Origin of the sequence: Crassaminicella profunda (assembly GCF_019884785.1) — a bacterium.
Taxonomy (GTDB): Bacteria; Bacillota; Clostridia; order Peptostreptococcales; family Thermotaleaceae; genus Crassaminicella; species Crassaminicella profunda.
The window spans coordinates 2260597-2276003 of the sequence record NZ_CP082326.1 but is presented as its reverse complement, the minus strand read 5'-3'; the positions used below and the strand labels follow the sequence as shown (position 1 = coordinate 2276003).

The 15407-nt window shown below is 32.2% G+C and carries 15 protein-coding genes; 13 read left to right on the top strand and 2 right to left on the bottom strand.

What is annotated here, in order from left to right:
- The first annotated feature begins 4 nt into the window (after positions 1 to 4).
- The 11 genes from cobM (at position 5) to K7H06_RS10730 (ending at position 10635) form a co-directional block, all read left to right on the top strand.
- Positions 5 to 754 (top strand): precorrin-4 C(11)-methyltransferase, encoded by a 750-nt coding sequence (gene cobM / locus K7H06_RS10780; protein WP_223039865.1) that lies wholly within the window; start codon positions 5 to 7, stop codon positions 752 to 754.
- On the top strand, positions 754 to 1791 hold the full coding sequence (cbiG, locus tag K7H06_RS10775) for a cobalt-precorrin 5A hydrolase (protein ID WP_223039864.1): 1038 nt from the start codon (positions 754 to 756) through the stop codon (positions 1789 to 1791). Before cobM ends, cbiG begins: the two co-directional genes overlap by 1 nt.
- 3 nt (positions 1792 to 1794) lie before the next feature.
- A complete protein-coding gene (gene hemA / locus K7H06_RS10770) occupies positions 1795 to 3093 on the top strand; it encodes a glutamyl-tRNA reductase (RefSeq protein ID WP_223039863.1) in 1299 nt (432 codons plus the stop codon).
- Positions 3086 to 3826 (top strand): precorrin-3B C(17)-methyltransferase, encoded by a 741-nt coding sequence (gene cobJ / locus K7H06_RS10765; protein WP_223039862.1) that lies wholly within the window; start codon positions 3086 to 3088, stop codon positions 3824 to 3826. The genes hemA and cobJ overlap by 8 nt, the downstream gene beginning before the upstream one ends.
- Entirely contained in the window at positions 3823 to 4587 is a 765-nt protein-coding gene (locus tag K7H06_RS10760) for a cobalt-precorrin-6A reductase (protein WP_223039861.1), read from the top strand. The genes cobJ and K7H06_RS10760 overlap by 4 nt, the downstream gene beginning before the upstream one ends.
- Entirely contained in the window at positions 4580 to 5236 is a 657-nt protein-coding gene (locus K7H06_RS10755) for a precorrin-2 dehydrogenase/sirohydrochlorin ferrochelatase family protein (RefSeq protein WP_223039860.1), read from the top strand. Before K7H06_RS10760 ends, K7H06_RS10755 begins: the two co-directional genes overlap by 8 nt.
- Before the next feature lie 91 nt (positions 5237 to 5327).
- Complete coding sequence (hemC, locus tag K7H06_RS10750) at positions 5328 to 6260, top strand: hydroxymethylbilane synthase (RefSeq protein ID WP_223039859.1); 933 nt, start codon at positions 5328 to 5330, stop codon at positions 6258 to 6260.
- Between the two features lies 1 nt (position 6261).
- Positions 6262 to 7779: a uroporphyrinogen-III C-methyltransferase gene (cobA, locus tag K7H06_RS10745; RefSeq protein WP_223039858.1), complete on the top strand. Its 1518-nt coding sequence runs from the start codon at positions 6262 to 6264 to the stop codon at positions 7777 to 7779.
- 16 nt (positions 7780 to 7795) lie between these two features.
- Positions 7796 to 8770: a porphobilinogen synthase gene (hemB, locus tag K7H06_RS10740; protein ID WP_223039857.1), complete on the top strand. Its 975-nt coding sequence runs from the start codon at positions 7796 to 7798 to the stop codon at positions 8768 to 8770.
- 3 nt (positions 8771 to 8773) lie between these two features.
- The gene (hemL, locus tag K7H06_RS10735) at positions 8774 to 10063 is read left to right on the top strand and encodes a glutamate-1-semialdehyde 2,1-aminomutase (RefSeq protein ID WP_223039856.1); all 1290 of its coding nucleotides are present in this window, start codon (positions 8774 to 8776) and stop codon (positions 10061 to 10063) included.
- A 74-nt stretch (positions 10064 to 10137) separates the two neighbouring features.
- Positions 10138 to 10635 carry an SEC-C metal-binding domain-containing protein gene (locus tag K7H06_RS10730; protein WP_223039855.1) on the top strand — a complete coding sequence of 166 codons (498 nt, stop codon included), beginning with the start codon at positions 10138 to 10140 and terminating at the stop codon, positions 10633 to 10635.
- A gap of 40 nt (positions 10636 to 10675) precedes the next feature.
- On the opposite strand, the gene K7H06_RS10725 is transcribed toward K7H06_RS10730, so the two are convergent.
- Together K7H06_RS10725 and K7H06_RS10720 are read right to left on the bottom strand one after the other, a co-directional pair.
- Positions 10676 to 11872 carry a pyridoxal phosphate-dependent aminotransferase gene (locus tag K7H06_RS10725; protein WP_223039854.1) on the bottom strand — a complete coding sequence of 399 codons (1197 nt, stop codon included), beginning with the start codon at positions 11870 to 11872 and terminating at the stop codon, positions 10676 to 10678.
- Positions 11873 to 12077: 205 nt separating this feature from the next.
- Positions 12078 to 13055 (bottom strand): helix-turn-helix transcriptional regulator, encoded by a 978-nt coding sequence (locus K7H06_RS10720; RefSeq protein WP_246637687.1) that lies wholly within the window; start codon positions 13053 to 13055, stop codon positions 12078 to 12080.
- 361 nt (positions 13056 to 13416) lie between these two features.
- Here K7H06_RS10720 and K7H06_RS10715 point away from each other — a divergent pair, with 361 nt between their 5' ends.
- Together K7H06_RS10715 and K7H06_RS10710 are read left to right on the top strand one after the other, a co-directional pair.
- Entirely contained in the window at positions 13417 to 14787 is a 1371-nt protein-coding gene (locus K7H06_RS10715) for an MATE family efflux transporter (protein WP_223039853.1), read from the top strand.
- Positions 14788 to 14973: 186 nt separating this feature from the next.
- Positions 14974 to 15390, top strand: a complete 417-nt coding sequence (locus K7H06_RS10710; RefSeq protein ID WP_223039852.1) for a ribosomal maturation YjgA family protein — start codon at positions 14974 to 14976, stop codon at positions 15388 to 15390.
- The last annotated feature ends 17 nt before the right edge of the window (positions 15391 to 15407 follow it).

Here is a 15407-nt window from a genome sequence, read left to right as displayed (position 1 = left end):
AAGAATGGTATATTTTATTGGAGCAGGTCCAGGAGATCCTGATTTGATTACGGTAAAAGGAAAAAGAATCGTTGAAGAGGCTGATGTGATCATTTATGCAGGTTCTCTTGTAAATAAGGAAATCATTGGTTGTAGAAAAGAAGCAGCAGTTGTTTATAATAGTGCTTCAATGACATTAGAAGAAGTGATTGAAGTAATGGAGGCAGCAGTAAAAGAAAATCAACTTGTAGCTAGGGTGCACACAGGAGATCCAAGTATTTATGGAGCTATAAGAGAACAAATTGATATATTAGAAGAAAGACAGATTGACTACAAGGTTATTCCTGGAGTAAGTTCTTTTGTTGGAGCCGCAGCGGCTATCAATAAGGAATTCACACTACCTGGAGTTACACAGACAGTTATTCTAACAAGGATGGAAGGAAGAACTCCTGTTCCTGAAAAGGAGAGTCTTGAAAAATTAGCTGAGCATCAAGCGTCTATGTGCATATTCCTATCTGTACACATGATAGAAGATGTAGCTAAAAGACTTGCAACTCATTATCCTTTAAAAACACCTATTGCAGTGATCCAAAAGGCTACTTGGGAGGATCAAAAAGTTGTAATAGGGACATTAGAAAATATTGCAGAAAAAGTAAAAACATCTGGGATTAATAAAACAGCTCAGATTTTGGTGGGAGATTTCCTGGGAAATGACTATGAGTACTCTAAGCTTTATGATAAGACATTTAGTCATGAGTTTAGGACTGCAAAATAATGGATAAAGCCATTATTACACTAACAAAGGGTGGTATGAAGATTGGAGTAAAGTTACTAAGTGCTATAGATGAAGCTGTTTTATATGTACATCCAAAATTTTATATAGAGGGTGAAAATATAAAAAAAATCCATGGAAAGATGTTTGATTTTACAGGTGAAATATTTCATCAATATAGATGTTTGATTTTTATTATGTCTACAGGAATTGTAGTAAGATCTATTGCTCCTTATATAAAAGATAAAAAAACAGATCCTGCTGTATTGGTATTAGATGAAAAGGGAAAAAATGTAATTAGTCTTTTATCTGGGCATATAGGAGGCGCAAATGATTATACGAAAAAAATTGCAGAAATATTAGATGCAAATCCTGTTATTACTACTGCTTCAGATGTGAATGAATCTATGGCTATAGATACATTAGCAATGGCATTAGATTATGAGATAGAAGATTTTTCTGATGCAACCAAAGTAACAGCCCATATTGTGAATGGTGAAAAGGTAGGAATTGTTTCAGATATTGCTATTGATATAGAACTTCCTAATAACGTAACAAAGATTGATAAAGAGCATGTAGATAAGGAATTTAAAGGACTTATTTACGTATCGGAAAAAAGCATAAAAAAGCCTATAGGAATAGATTGTGTAGTCCTTAGACCGAAAAACATTGTTTTTGGGATTGGATGTAGACGTGGAAAATCAGAAGAAGAAATATTAAAAGCTGTAGAAGAGACCATTAATGATTTGAAAATTTCAAAAAAGTCCATCAAGCATATAGCAACGGTAGATATAAAGAAGAATGAAGAAGGACTAATAAAGGCAGCAAAATCGCTAAAAGTACCATTGCTCATTGTAGAGCGAGAAGATATAAAAAAAGTAGAAGCTCAATTTGAACATTCAGAATTTGTAAAAAAGCAAATAGGCGTTGGATCAGTATGTGAACCTGTAGCCTTTTTAACAAGTAAAGATGGAAAAATGATTCAAAAAAAGAAAGGCTATGACGGTATAACAATAGCAGTATTCAGAGAAGGTGAGTAGAAAATGGAAATCGTTGTAGTGGGGATTAATCATAAAAATTCTCCCCTAGAGATTAGAGAAAAAGTTTCTTTTTCAAAAAGTGATTTGGAAAAGGCATATGAAATGTTTAAGAAAAGTGAGTATGTGAAGGAAGTTGTCATTTTATCAACTTGTAATCGAAGTGAAATAACAGCAGTTGTTACAGAGGTAGATGAAGGTATTCAACATTTGAAAGATTTTTATTGTGATTTTTTTCATACAGAAAAAGATCTATTGGATATTCATTTTTTTATGAATAAATCGGATAAGGCAGTAAAGCATGTGTTTCAATTAGCTGCAGGACTAGAATCTTTAGTATTAGGGGAAGACCAAATATTAGGACAAGTAAGAAATGCTCATGAATATGCATTAGAAAGAGGATGTACAGGAAAAGTACTGAATAAATTGTATCGAGAAGCTGTAACCATTGCAAAGAAAATTAAAAGAGAGACGGCTATATCACAAAATTCATTATCCATTAGTTCTATTGCTGTAAAATTTATTGAAGAGATTTTTGATGATTTGGAAGATAAGAAGGTTTTGGTTATCGGTGTTGGGAAGATGAGTCGTATTGCTATAGAAAATTTAATCTATAAAGGGGTAAAAGAAATATATGTAACGAATCGAACTGTAGGACATGCTATTAATTTATCTGAAAGATATGAAGAAATCCGTGTGGTTAAGTTTCAAGAGAGATACGAAATGATTCAAAAGGTAGATATTGTAATTACTTCAACAAGTGCTCCTCACTATGTCTTAAAAAAGGAAGAAATTGAAAAGAATTTTTATAAGGGAAACAGACTCTGTATTGTAGATATTGCAGTTCCAAGAGATGTAGATCCTGAGATTAAAAATTTAGAGGGTGTATCCGTATATGAATTAGATGAACTAAAAAAGGTATCTCTTGAAAATATGGAAGTCAGACTTAAAGCAGCACAAGATGCAATGGAGATGATTATTGAAGAATGTGTTCAATTTGAAAATTGGTACAATTGTCTTCCTGTATTTCCAGTGATTGAGGAAATACAAGAACATAGCTTAGATATATTAGAATCGGAAATAGAGAGTTTAATGAAAAGACTTGACCAAGCGTCAAGCAAGGATAAGGAATTAATTGAAATTGTTATGAAAAGTATGGCTAAGAAACTAATTAAAAGGCCTATTCTCAATCTAAAGAGAGCGGGAGAAGATCGAAAAGGCAAGCTATATGCAAAAATTGCTAGTGAATTATTTGCAATGAATATATATGGCTGTAGAAAGAAAGGGAGAAAGCAGAATGCATAATAAAGGAAAAATATATGTAATAGGTTTAGGACCTGGAAATCGAGAACATATGAGCAAAAGAGCTTTAGATGCTATAATAGATTCTGAAGTTGTTATAGGTTATAAAACATATATTCATTTAGTAGAGGATTTAATAGATGGAAAAGAAGTAATTGATTCAGGAATGAGAAAAGAAGTTGAAAGATGTAATTTAACTATTGATAAAGCATTAGAAGGAAAAAAAGTCTGTATTATCAGCAGTGGAGATGCAGGGGTATATGGCATGGCTGGCATCATGCTTGAAGTAAAATATGAAAGAAATGCAGATGTAGAAATAGAACTTGTCCCTGGCATTACTGCTGCTAGTGCTGCAGCATCTGTTCTTGGGGCACCAATGATGCACGATTTTTCAGTAATATCTTTAAGTGATCTATTGACAGATTGGGAATTGATCAAAAAAAGAATTGAATGTGCTGCTATGGGAGATTTTATCATAGCGCTGTATAATCCTAGAAGTAAAGGACGTGTTCATCAAATTGAAGAAGCAAGAGAAATTATGATGAAGCATAAGGATAAAGGGACACCTGTAGGAATTGTAAGAAATGCAAAAAGAGATGGTGAAGAAGTAGTTATTACAGATCTTGAAAACATGCTAAATCATCCTATTGATATGCTGACGGTAGTAATAATAGGAAATGCTAAAACTTATGTGAAGAACGGAAAAATGATTACCCCTAGAGGATATAAAATATGATCATGATTTTAAGCGGTACAAAAGATGGAAGGGAACTTGTAAGCCATCTTTTAAATCAAGAGTACCCATTGATAGTAACAACAGCAAGCGTCTATGGTGGAACTCTTATTGAAAAAAATGATTTGTGTACCATTATTCCTAAAAAGTTAAAAAGAGGAGAAATGGAAAATTTAATTATAGAAAAAAAAGTAAAAGTACTCATTGATGCAACCCATCCGTATGCGGTAGAAGTTTCACAAAATGCTATGGATGCTTGTGAAAATACAAAAATTACTTATTTAAGATATCAAAGAGAAAAGGTAGACTTAGATTCATATGAAGGATTGATCCAATATGCTTCCACTTATGAAGAAGCAGTAGAAAGCTTAAAGAGAATAGATGGAAACATACTACTCACAACAGGTAGCAAAACCTTAGATGTTTTTGCAAAAAATTTAGAAAAAGAAAAATTATTTCCTAGAATATTGCCCGTAAGTAAAGTAATACAAAAGTGTGAAATCTTAGGGATTAAGCCTTCAAATATTATAGCCATGCAGGGACCCTTTTCTATAGAAATGAATATGGAAATGATTAAAAAATATCAAATAAATATATTGGTATCTAAAGAAAGTGGAGATGTTGGAGGTACGATTCAAAAATTAGAGGCGGCTCGAAGAATGAAACTGCCAGTGCTTTTAATTGAAAGACCTAAAATAAACTATAAGAATGTATTTGAGGATACGAAACTTTTAACCCAAAAAGTGAGTGAACTGTATGGATAAATACTACCCTATTATGCTAGATGTATGTGAAAAAAAATGTATTGTTATTGGTGGGGGAAAGGTAGCAGAAAGAAAAGTGATTTCTCTCTTAACGTGTGGTGCAAAAGTTAAAGTTATAAGTCTTAAGCATACAAATAGATTGAAGGAATTACAGCTAGAGAAAAAAATAGAGCTGATAGAAAGATCTTATACTGTTGGAGATATAAAAGGAAACTTCTTAGCATTTATTGCAACGAACCAAGGGAAAGTAAATGAAATTTGTATAGAAGAGGCAAGAAATGAGGGTGTTCTTGTGAATGTGATTGACAATCCTTGTGAATGTGATTTTGTTGTGCCTAGCGTTATAAGAAGAGGAGATTTACAGGTAACTATTTCAACTAATGGAAAAAGTCCTATGTTATCTAAAAAAATAAGAGAAGAGTTAGAAGAAATTTTTGGAGAAGAGTATACGGAGTTTATCAGTGCTTTAGGGGATTTAAGAAAGATTGCTTTAAAAGAGATTGATGACATTCATATAAGAAGAAATATTTTTAAAAGAATTGTATATAGTGATTTACTTAAAAGATATAAAGATGGAGAAATCAAAGATATACAAAAATCCGTTATGAAGTTATATCAAAATATGATAAAGGATATAGATATTCTCTAGTAATCATGAGTTTTATTTACAAATGTAGTTCTTATAAAAATGAAAAAGGCGAACAGCTATAGTCAAAATTATAGATGAAAAGGTGAAAAGAATGACAAAAAAGAAAATTATTCTGGGTTCGAGGGCGAGTGAACTTGCGCTAAAACAAACCTATTGGGTGATTGATCGATTAAAAGAGAAATTTCCTCAATATGAATATGAGGTTGTAAAAATTAAGACTATTGGAGATAAAATTTTAGATAAGACATTAGACAAAATAGGTGGGAAGGGGTTGTTTGTAAAGGAAATTGAAGCAGCCCTTTTAAATGGTCATATTGATCTAGCAGTACACAGTATGAAGGATGTACCAACAGAAATGGTAGATGATTTAATCATTGGAGCCATTACAGATAGAGAAGATACGAGAGATATTTTAATCAGTAAAAATGGTTTGAGTCTTGATAAATTACCAACAGGAGCAAGAATTGGTACAAGTAGTTTAAGAAGAGCTGCCCAATTATTATATTATAGACCTGATTTTGTGATAGAGCCTATTCGTGGAAATATAAAGACAAGAATGGAAAAAATAGAAACCATGAATTTAGATGGTGTAATTCTTGCTGCTGCAGGGATTATGAGAATGGGATGGAAAAGTGAGATATCAGAATTTATCTCAGAAGAGGTGTGTGTACCAGCCGTTGGACAAGGAGCATTAGGGATTCAGATTAGAAAAAATGATCTATTTGTAGAATCTGTTGTAAAGACATTAAATAATCCGAATGTTGAATTGGCAGTAAAAGCTGAAAGAAGCTTTATGAGAACACTTAATGGAGGGTGTCATGTACCTATTGGTGCATATACGACGTTAAAAGAAGATAAAATTTTTATGACTACAGTAATAGCCGCACCAGATGGGAAAAAACTAATAAAACTTGAGGACTGCTGTGAGAAAAATCAATGTGAAGCATTAGGAATAAAAATGGCTAAGTTGAGCCTAGAAAAGGGCGGAGAAGAGATTTTAAAAAATATTGAGGTAGGTGATTAGTGTGGGGGTAGGAAAAGTATTTCTGATAGGAGCAGGCCCTGGAGATTATAAACTCATTACCCTTAAGGGTATAGAATGTATTCAAAAGGCTGATGTGGTATTATATGATCGATTGGCAAGTCCTAAATTATTAAAATTTGCAAGGGAAGATGCTGAACTGATTTATGTTGGAAAAGCTCCAAATAATCATGCGTATACCCAAGAAGAAATTAACCAGCTCCTTGTGAAAAAAGGATTAGAAGGAAAAGTTGTTGCTAGACTAAAGGGTGGAGATCCATTTGTGTTTGGTAGAGGTGGAGAAGAAGGAAAAGAATTAAGAGCAAATGGGATTAGCTTTGAAATCGTTCCTGGTATTACTTCAGCTATATCTGTACCAGCATATGCAGGAATACCTGTAACCCATAGAAATGTAAGCTCATCATTTCATGTGATTACAGGGAATGAAGATCCAACAAAAGAAGAAAGCTCTGTAGATTATGAAGCTTTAGCAAAATTAGAAGGAACCCTTATATTTTTAATGGGTATAAAAAACTTAGATAAAATTTGTCAAAGCCTTATAAAATATGGACAAAGCCCAGAAAGGCCAGTAGCGGTGATTATGAGGGGAACGACTACGGAACAAAAAAAGGTTGAAGGAACTCTTAATAATATTCATCAAAAGGTCATGGAAAAAGGACTAAAAAATCCATCTATTATTATTGTGGGAGAAGTAGTAAATTTATCTGAAAGTTTAAGATGGCATGAAAATAAACCTTTATTTGGGAAAAAGGTTTTGGTAACAAGAACAAGACAACAAGCAAGCCATTTATCTAAAAAGCTTGAAGATTTAGGGGCTGAAGCAGTAGAATTTCCAACGATAAAAATTGAAAAGCCTGAAAGCTTTGATATAATAGATCAAGCATTAGGACAAATAGAAAAATACAAATGGATTATATTTACTAGTGTGAATGGTGTAGCTGCATTTTTTAATCGAATGAAAAAACTAAATATGGATATAAGAAGTCTTTTAAATGCAAAACTTGTAGCTATAGGACCTGCCACTGCGAAAGTTTTAGAAGATAAAGGGCTCATGATTGAATATGTACCTGAAGAATATAGAGCAGAAGCCATTATTCATGGTTTAAAAGATAAAATTAAAGAAGGGGAGCATATTCTTTTACCAAGAGCAGATATTGCTAGAGAAATTTTAGTTAAAGAATTGAAAAATCTAGGGGCTGTTGTAGATGATATTCACATTTATCGTACAGTGATTCCAAAACAGGATCAAGAAAAGCTTATTGCTATCCTTAAAGATAAAAATGTAGATGTCATTACATTTACAAGTTCTTCTACAGTTAGAAATTTCATTGAAATTTTAGGAGAGAATAACAAAGAATTATTAGAAGGGAAGAAAATGGCTTCTATTGGTCCTATTACTGAAGAAACTGCAAAAAAACTGGGACTAAATATAGATATAAAGGCAAAAGCTTTTACAATTGATGGTCTTGTTACAGCTATCAATAATGAGTATAATCAGTAAATAGGGGGGACTTAAGATGAATTTACTAAATAGACCAAGAAGATTAAGAAGAAACGCTGCTATAAGAGGATTGATACAAGAAACAGTACTAAATGTAAATGATTTTATCTATCCATTATTTGTAGTAGAAGGGGAAGGGATAAAACAAGAGATAGAAAGTCTTTCAAATAATTATCACTTTTCTATTGATATGTTAAAAAATGAAATAGATGAAATTATAAATTTAGGAATAAAAGCAGTAATTTTATTTGGATTACCTAATAAAAAAGATAGCTTTGGAAGTGAAGCATACAGTGATGATGGAATTGTTCAAAGAGCAATAAGAGAAATAAAAAGAATCAATAAGGACTTATTAGTTATTACAGATATATGTATGTGCCAATATACTGATCATGGACATTGTGGTATTTTAAGAGATGGTTATGTAGACAATGATGAAACTTTAGAATATCTATCAAAAATTGCTCTATCTCATGCAAAAGCAGGTGCGGATATGGTAGCTCCTTCAGATATGATGGATGGAAGAGTAGGTGCTATTCGAAGTGCTTTAGATAGAAATGGATTTAGTGAAGTTTCTGTGATGGCTTATAGTGCAAAATATGCTTCTGCTTTTTACGGACCATTTAGAGCGGCTGCCAATTCAGCACCAGAATGTGGAGACAGAAAAAGCTATCAAATGGATCCTGCTAATAGTGATGAAGCATTAAGAGAAGTTGAACTAGATATAGAAGAAGGTGCAGATATTGTTATGGTCAAACCGGCCCTTTCTTATTTAGATGTGATTAGAAGAGTAAAAGATAATTTCAATATGCCTTTAGCAGCCTATAATGTAAGTGGTGAATATGCAATGATCAAGGCGGCAGCAGAACAAGGTTTAATTGATGAAAAAAGAATTGTTTTAGAAAAATTATTATCTATGAAAAGAGCAGGAGCAGATATTATCATTACATATCATGCCAAAGATGCTGCTAAATGGTTAAGGGAGGAATAAAAGATGAACTTTCAAAAGTCAAAAATATTGTTTGAAGAAGCAAAAGAAGTTATTCCTGGTGGTGTAAACAGTCCTGTAAGGGCATTTTCATCTGTTTCTATGGACCCTCCATTTATCACGAAGGGAAAGGGAAGTAAGATTTATGATGTAGATGGCAATGAATATATTGATTATGTAGGATCATGGGGTCCTTTGATTTTAGGACATGCTCATGAGGAAGTGACAGAAGCCCTTAAAAAAGTTATAGATTTAGGAACAAGCTATGGTGCGCCTACAGAGATTGAAACAAAGCTTTCAAAATTAGTTTGTGAGGCAGTACCTTCTGTGGAATTAATCAGAATGGTTAATTCTGGAACTGAGGCAACTATGAGTGCATTAAGACTTGCAAGAGGATATACTGGAAGAAAAATGATTGTAAAGTTTGAAGGAAACTATCATGGACATTCAGATAGTCTACTCATTAAAGCAGGATCAGGGGCTCTAACATTTGGGGTACCAAATAGTCCAGGGGTTCCAGAGGATATTGCAAAAAATACTATTACAGCACAATATAATGATATAGAGACATTAAAAGAAATTTTTAAAGAGTATGGGGAAGATATAGCTGGAGTAATTGTTGAGCCTATAGCTGGAAATATGGGGGTTGTACCAGCTACACAATCCTTTATGAATGCTTTAAGAAAAATAACGGAAGAATATGGGGCGTTGTTGATTATAGATGAGGTAATGACAGGATTTAGAGTGTCTTTCCATTGTGCTCAAAGTCTATATAATGTGAAACCCGATATTACGACCTTTGGAAAAATTATTGGAGGAGGTCTTCCTGTAGGTGCTTATGGAGGAAAAAGAGAGATTATGGAAAAAATATCTCCTATAGGACCTGTTTATCAAGCAGGAACTTTATCTGGAAATCCACTAGCTATGACTGCAGGATATGTAACACTTAAGATATTAAGAGATCATCCAGAGATTTATGACCAATTAGAAAAAAAATCTAAAATTTTAGCGGATGGATTAAAAGAAAATGCACAAAAACTTGGAGTAAAGGCAGCCTTTAATCGTGTAGGAGCTATGCAGTCTATTTTCTTTACAGAAAAAGAAGTTGTTGACTTTAAAACAGCCATGAGCAGTGACACCAACAAGTTTAGTGTTTACTTTGAGGAGATGCTAAAGCAAGGCATTTATTTAGCACCATCACAGTTTGAAGCTTCTTTTATTTCAGCGGCTCACAGCGAAGAAGATATAGAAAAGACTATAGTAGCTAGTTTCAATGCGTTGAAAAGAATTGTTTAAGTTTAAGGTGACATAGGATGTATTATGTGGTAAAATTCTATGGATAAAACTTTTAATAAAAAGGAGAAGGATGTATGAGTTTAGTTGAAAATTGGAGAACAATAGCATATGAACATGAAACACAACAAAGTTTTGATAAATTTTGGAATGAATATGCAAAGACAGAGAAAAAAATCTATGAAAATGTTTTAGAAAATCATGGTCAAGCCTTTGAAGGGGTAGTAAAGGAATTAACGGGGGAATATGAGACTTCTAATGAATATATTATGGGTTTTTTAGATGGAATCAATGAAAGTTTGAAGGAAAAATTAGATTTAGAAGAGATTACAGAGGATAGTGCTGTAAAGTTAGATATTGATTTTGAAAAGCTTTACTATAATATGCTAGAAGCAAAAGCAGATTATTTATATACTCTTCCACAATGGGATGAAATATTAGATGAACAAAAAAGAAAAGAAATAACAAAAGTACAAAGAACAGCTAAAACCGTTGTAAAAGAGAATAAGGTAGGAAGAAATGACCCCTGTCCTTGTGGAAGCGGTAAAAAATATAAAAAATGTTGTGGAAAATAATAAAAAAAACACATTCCCTAGTAAAGGAATGTGTTTTTTTTTATTTCTTTTTAGGATATTTCTCAAGAGCGATTTTTAAGATATCCATGGCTCTTTTTAGATCCTTTTCATTCAAAATGTATGCGATTCTTACTTCGTTCTTTCCAGCATTTGGCGTGGTGTAGAATCCTTGAGCAGGTGCAAACATAACGGTTTCACCGTTCAAGTCAAAATCCTTTAATAACCATATTACAAATTCTTCAGCATTTTCAACAGGTAGCTTTGCAATTACATAAAAAGCTCCCTCTGGATTTTGACAAATGACACCTGGAATTTCTTGTAGCTTACGATAAAGAATATCTCTTCTTTTTTGATATTCAGCATGTACGTTTTTAAAGTAGTCTTCAGGAACATCATAAAGGGCTGTTGCACCAATTTGTTCAAGGGTAGGACAGCATAGTCGTCCTTGACAGATTTTTAAAATCTGAGCCATTAATTTTTTGTTTTTACTTAAAATAGCACCGATTCTTGCACCACAAGCACTAAATCTTTTGGATACACTATCAATCAATATTACTTGATCTTTTATATGAGGAATACAACCGAAGCTTTTAAATTTTAGACCATTATATACAAATTCTCTATAGACTTCATCAGAGATAATAAATAAATTATGTTCTTTTGCAATATCAGCTAGTAAGTTTACTTCTTCTTTTGTAAAAACAGCACCTGTTGGATTTCCAGGATTCGTTATGAGTATGGCTTTTGTTTTATGGGTGATTAATTTTTCAATTTCTTCTTTTTTTGGTAAATGAAAACCCGAAGAAGCTTCTGTTATAAGTGGAACAGTTTTTATACCTGCTATAGCATTGAATCCAGCATAGTTTGTATAGAAGGGTTCAGGGATAATTACCTCATCTCCATAATCTGCAATAGCTAATAGTGTAAAAAGAAGAGCTTCACTTCCTCCGTTTGTGATGAGGATTTCATCATTTTCAAAATGCATATCATATTTTTTGTAGTATTTAATCACTGCTTTAATTAATTCAGGAATTCCTTGTGATGAAGTATAGGCTAATACTTTTTCATCAAAATTCTTTATGGCTTCCATGAAATTTTGGGGTGTTTCAATATCAGGTTGCCCAATATTCAGATGATATATTTTTTTCCCATCTGCTTTTGCTTGATCAGCATAAGGGGCTAATTTTCGAATGGGTGATGCTTGCATAGATGTAATTCTTTTAGAAAAATTTTCCATAGGTCCTCCTAGTTTGCACCATAAAATTCCTAATTTAATAGGGCTATGTTCATATTATGGCGAATTGTGTCAAAATTGTAATAATACTATGTTAGCAGACAAAGGATAAATCGTCAAGTAGTTAATAGGGTTATTTAACAAAAAATAATCAAAAAATGATCAAAAAATAAGCAAAAGTATCTCAAAATTTCATAATAGATATAGATTATTTTATCTGATGGAGGGTTCGGTACTCTTTTGGTTTTATGGCATAGGTTTTTTTGAAAATTCCTGCAAAGTGTCCAGCGTTGGCATAACCAACTTTTGCTGCAATATCTTTGATACTGTAATCTGAATCTTTTAGTAGTAAAAGAGCATAGTTCATACGTATTTCTTTTAAGAAATTATAAACGGTTGTTCCGTAAGTTTGCTTAAAAGCCATTTGAAATCTTGTGGTACTCATATTGGCGATTTTACTTAATTGGATGATAGAAGGGTAAGCCGATAAGTCTTTTTTTATAAAGTGAACTACTTTTTTTAATCCTCGCAAATCTTTTTTATCAAGTCTTACACTTAGATGGATTCTCTTTTTGCTTTGTTCTAAATTATCTGTAACAAGGGATAAAATCTCTAACACTTTACTTTCAAAATATAATTGCTGGGAATTTCCCTGTGCTTTACAATCCCTAATTTGCTGAAAAATATAATTTAACTCTGGTAAATTTGGGTTTTGTGATAAAAAATGAACAGCATCTTTAGGATTTGTATACCCATCTCCAAAACGTTTTTTTAAAAAGCTATCGTAATAATCTTGTGTGATCAATATTTTAGTAAAGCGGGTAGGTTTTTTTTCTTCACAATGAGTATACACAGTTTTGCTAGTATTGATATAACAGCAGATACCTTTCTCAACATGATTTAGTTTTTTTCCGCCTACTTTAAAAGAACTAGAATCTGTTTCAAATTGACTTATTTCTAAATAATCCTCACGGATTTGAGAGATGCGTACGAAATTCTCTCTTGGTGTAAAATCTGCAATTAATACAAAAAATAGGTCATTACAATTAATTTGACGAATGGTTCCTTCTCCATGAGTTGGTGACATTTTATACATATGATCGCGAGGGTGGGACAATTGAGGGATATATATAAAGTTGAGTTGAGTAAATGCACTTGCATAATAGTTTCCAAGAGATTTGATCAAAACAGTTTCCTCCTAGTTTTTTGTTAGTATTCTTTCAATGTTGAAATATATTATTCGTGTATAGTAATTGTCTATATAAAAATGATTTCTTTTATTTTCATATTTCTAATTATATCCTTACTTTACCAAAAAAGATATCACCATATAACAAGATAATATCATCATATTACAAATAATCTTTTAAATAATATAATGTAAATTCAGTATTTATAAGGGATGTAAGGGCTTTGTTGATTTGAATATTGAGTGTGTATTAGCATATTGATTTGATAGGCATTATGTCATAAAATACATACAGAAAACAATTTTCAAGTGAAAAAAACAATCAATATCAATAGTTAATTAGAAAGGAGAATTTATTATGAACGGAAAGAGTAGAATCAAATTAATGAGTGAAGGAAATATTTCAAAAGTCTTATTAAAGTTTGGAATACCTATGATTGTAGCTATGCTTGTAACTGCATTTTATAATGTTGTGGATGCCTACTTTGTAGGAGGACTTGGAACAAGTGCTATGGCTGCAGTATTCGTAGCATTTCCTATACAACTTATTTTTTCAGGAGTAGGCCTTACTTTTGGAAGTGGAGGCGGGTCTTATATTTCAAGACTTTTAGGATCAGGAGATGGAAAGAAAGCTAATAGAGTTGCGTCAATTGCATTATTTAGTAGTGTATGCATCGGGATTATCTTGGCAATATTTTTATTGAGTTTTATTGATCAAGTTTTGGTTTTTATGGGAGCCACTAAAACCATATTACCTTATGCGAAAGCTTATGCCATTATATTTATTATTGCATCAATTGTAAGTACATTTAATGTAGCAATGGGAAATTTAGCCGTATCACAAGGAGCTGCTAGCATTTCACTTACTGCAATGCTTACAGGTACCATTTTAAATATAATTTTAGATCCATTATTCATATATACATTAGATTTAGGAATAAAAGGATCAGCTATTGCTACTCTAGTAGCACAAAGTGTGACTATGTTCATTTATATAAGGTACATTTTTGGAGATAAGAGTTATGTGAAAGTATCCTTTAGATATTTTAGTTTAGATAAGGAAATATATGCACAGATATTTAAGATAGGAATTTCAATGCTTATTTTGCAGTTACTTACAAGCATGGCTATGGGACTTATAAATATGACAGCTAGTAACTATGGAGATGCTGCAGTAGCGGCTATGGGAATTGTTACTAGAATCGTTTCCTTAGGATTTTATGTTGTATTTGGTTACATGAAAGGTTTTCAACCTGTTGCAGGATATAATTATGGAGCCAAGAATTATAAAAGGCTAAGGGAAGCAATAAATGTTTCTCTTAAATGGACTACAGGCTTTTGTATTATTTGGACAATACTTATATTCATTTTTTCAAAATTTATTGTTTCCATGTTTAGTGATAATATAACAGTTATTTGTATTGCAGATCATGCTTTGAAAGCAAATACCATTATGTTCATTTCCTTTGGATTTCAATTTGTTTATTCAACGTTATTTTTAGCTATTGGAAAGGCAAAGGTAGGTGGTGTACTCAATATGGCAAGACAAGGGATCTTTTTTATTCCTATAATATTGATTTTACCTAAGATGATTGGATTGGATGGTGTTATTTATACGCAACTAATTGCAGATTTACTTACAACAATAATGACAGCTGTATTTGCTTTAAACATAAGCAAGAAAATAAATGATTTGAATAAAACGGATGTTACGCAGATTATTAAATAAGATAAGTACTTGAAAAATTTTAAAATGTATCCTACAGAGTAGACAAGTGAACTTGTTTTGCTAGAGCAAAACATGAAAACTTCAGATGGAGACTTTACTTCACCTGAAGGAGAAAGTTTTAATTAAAAAAGTCTACCCTGTAGGTGTTTTTTATGTATAATAGAGAATAGAAAAGGTGATGAAATTATGATAAAAGAAAGAAATAGATGGATATACAGCATTTTAATTATTTTTGTTGTTCTGCTAGGGTTAAGTTCAAGAACTTTAGCTTCATACTTACCTAGATGGATAGGGGATTATGCAGGAGATACACTGTGGGCGTTAATGATTTTTCTACTGATAGGATTATTATTCAAAAATGCAACCACGTTATTTGTAGGAAGTTTTGCAGTATTATTTTCTTATTTTATAGAAATTACCCAATTGTATCATGCTCCTTGGATTGATGGGATTCGACAAACGATTCTAGGAGGACTTGTATTAGGTTTTGGATTTTTGTGGAGTGATTTAGTTTGTTATACTATTGGCGTGAGCATAGGAGTTTTCATGGAATGTTTTCTATTTAAATATTTTGGAATGATTAGGATCTATGATACACTGTAATTGAATTTTTATTTCCA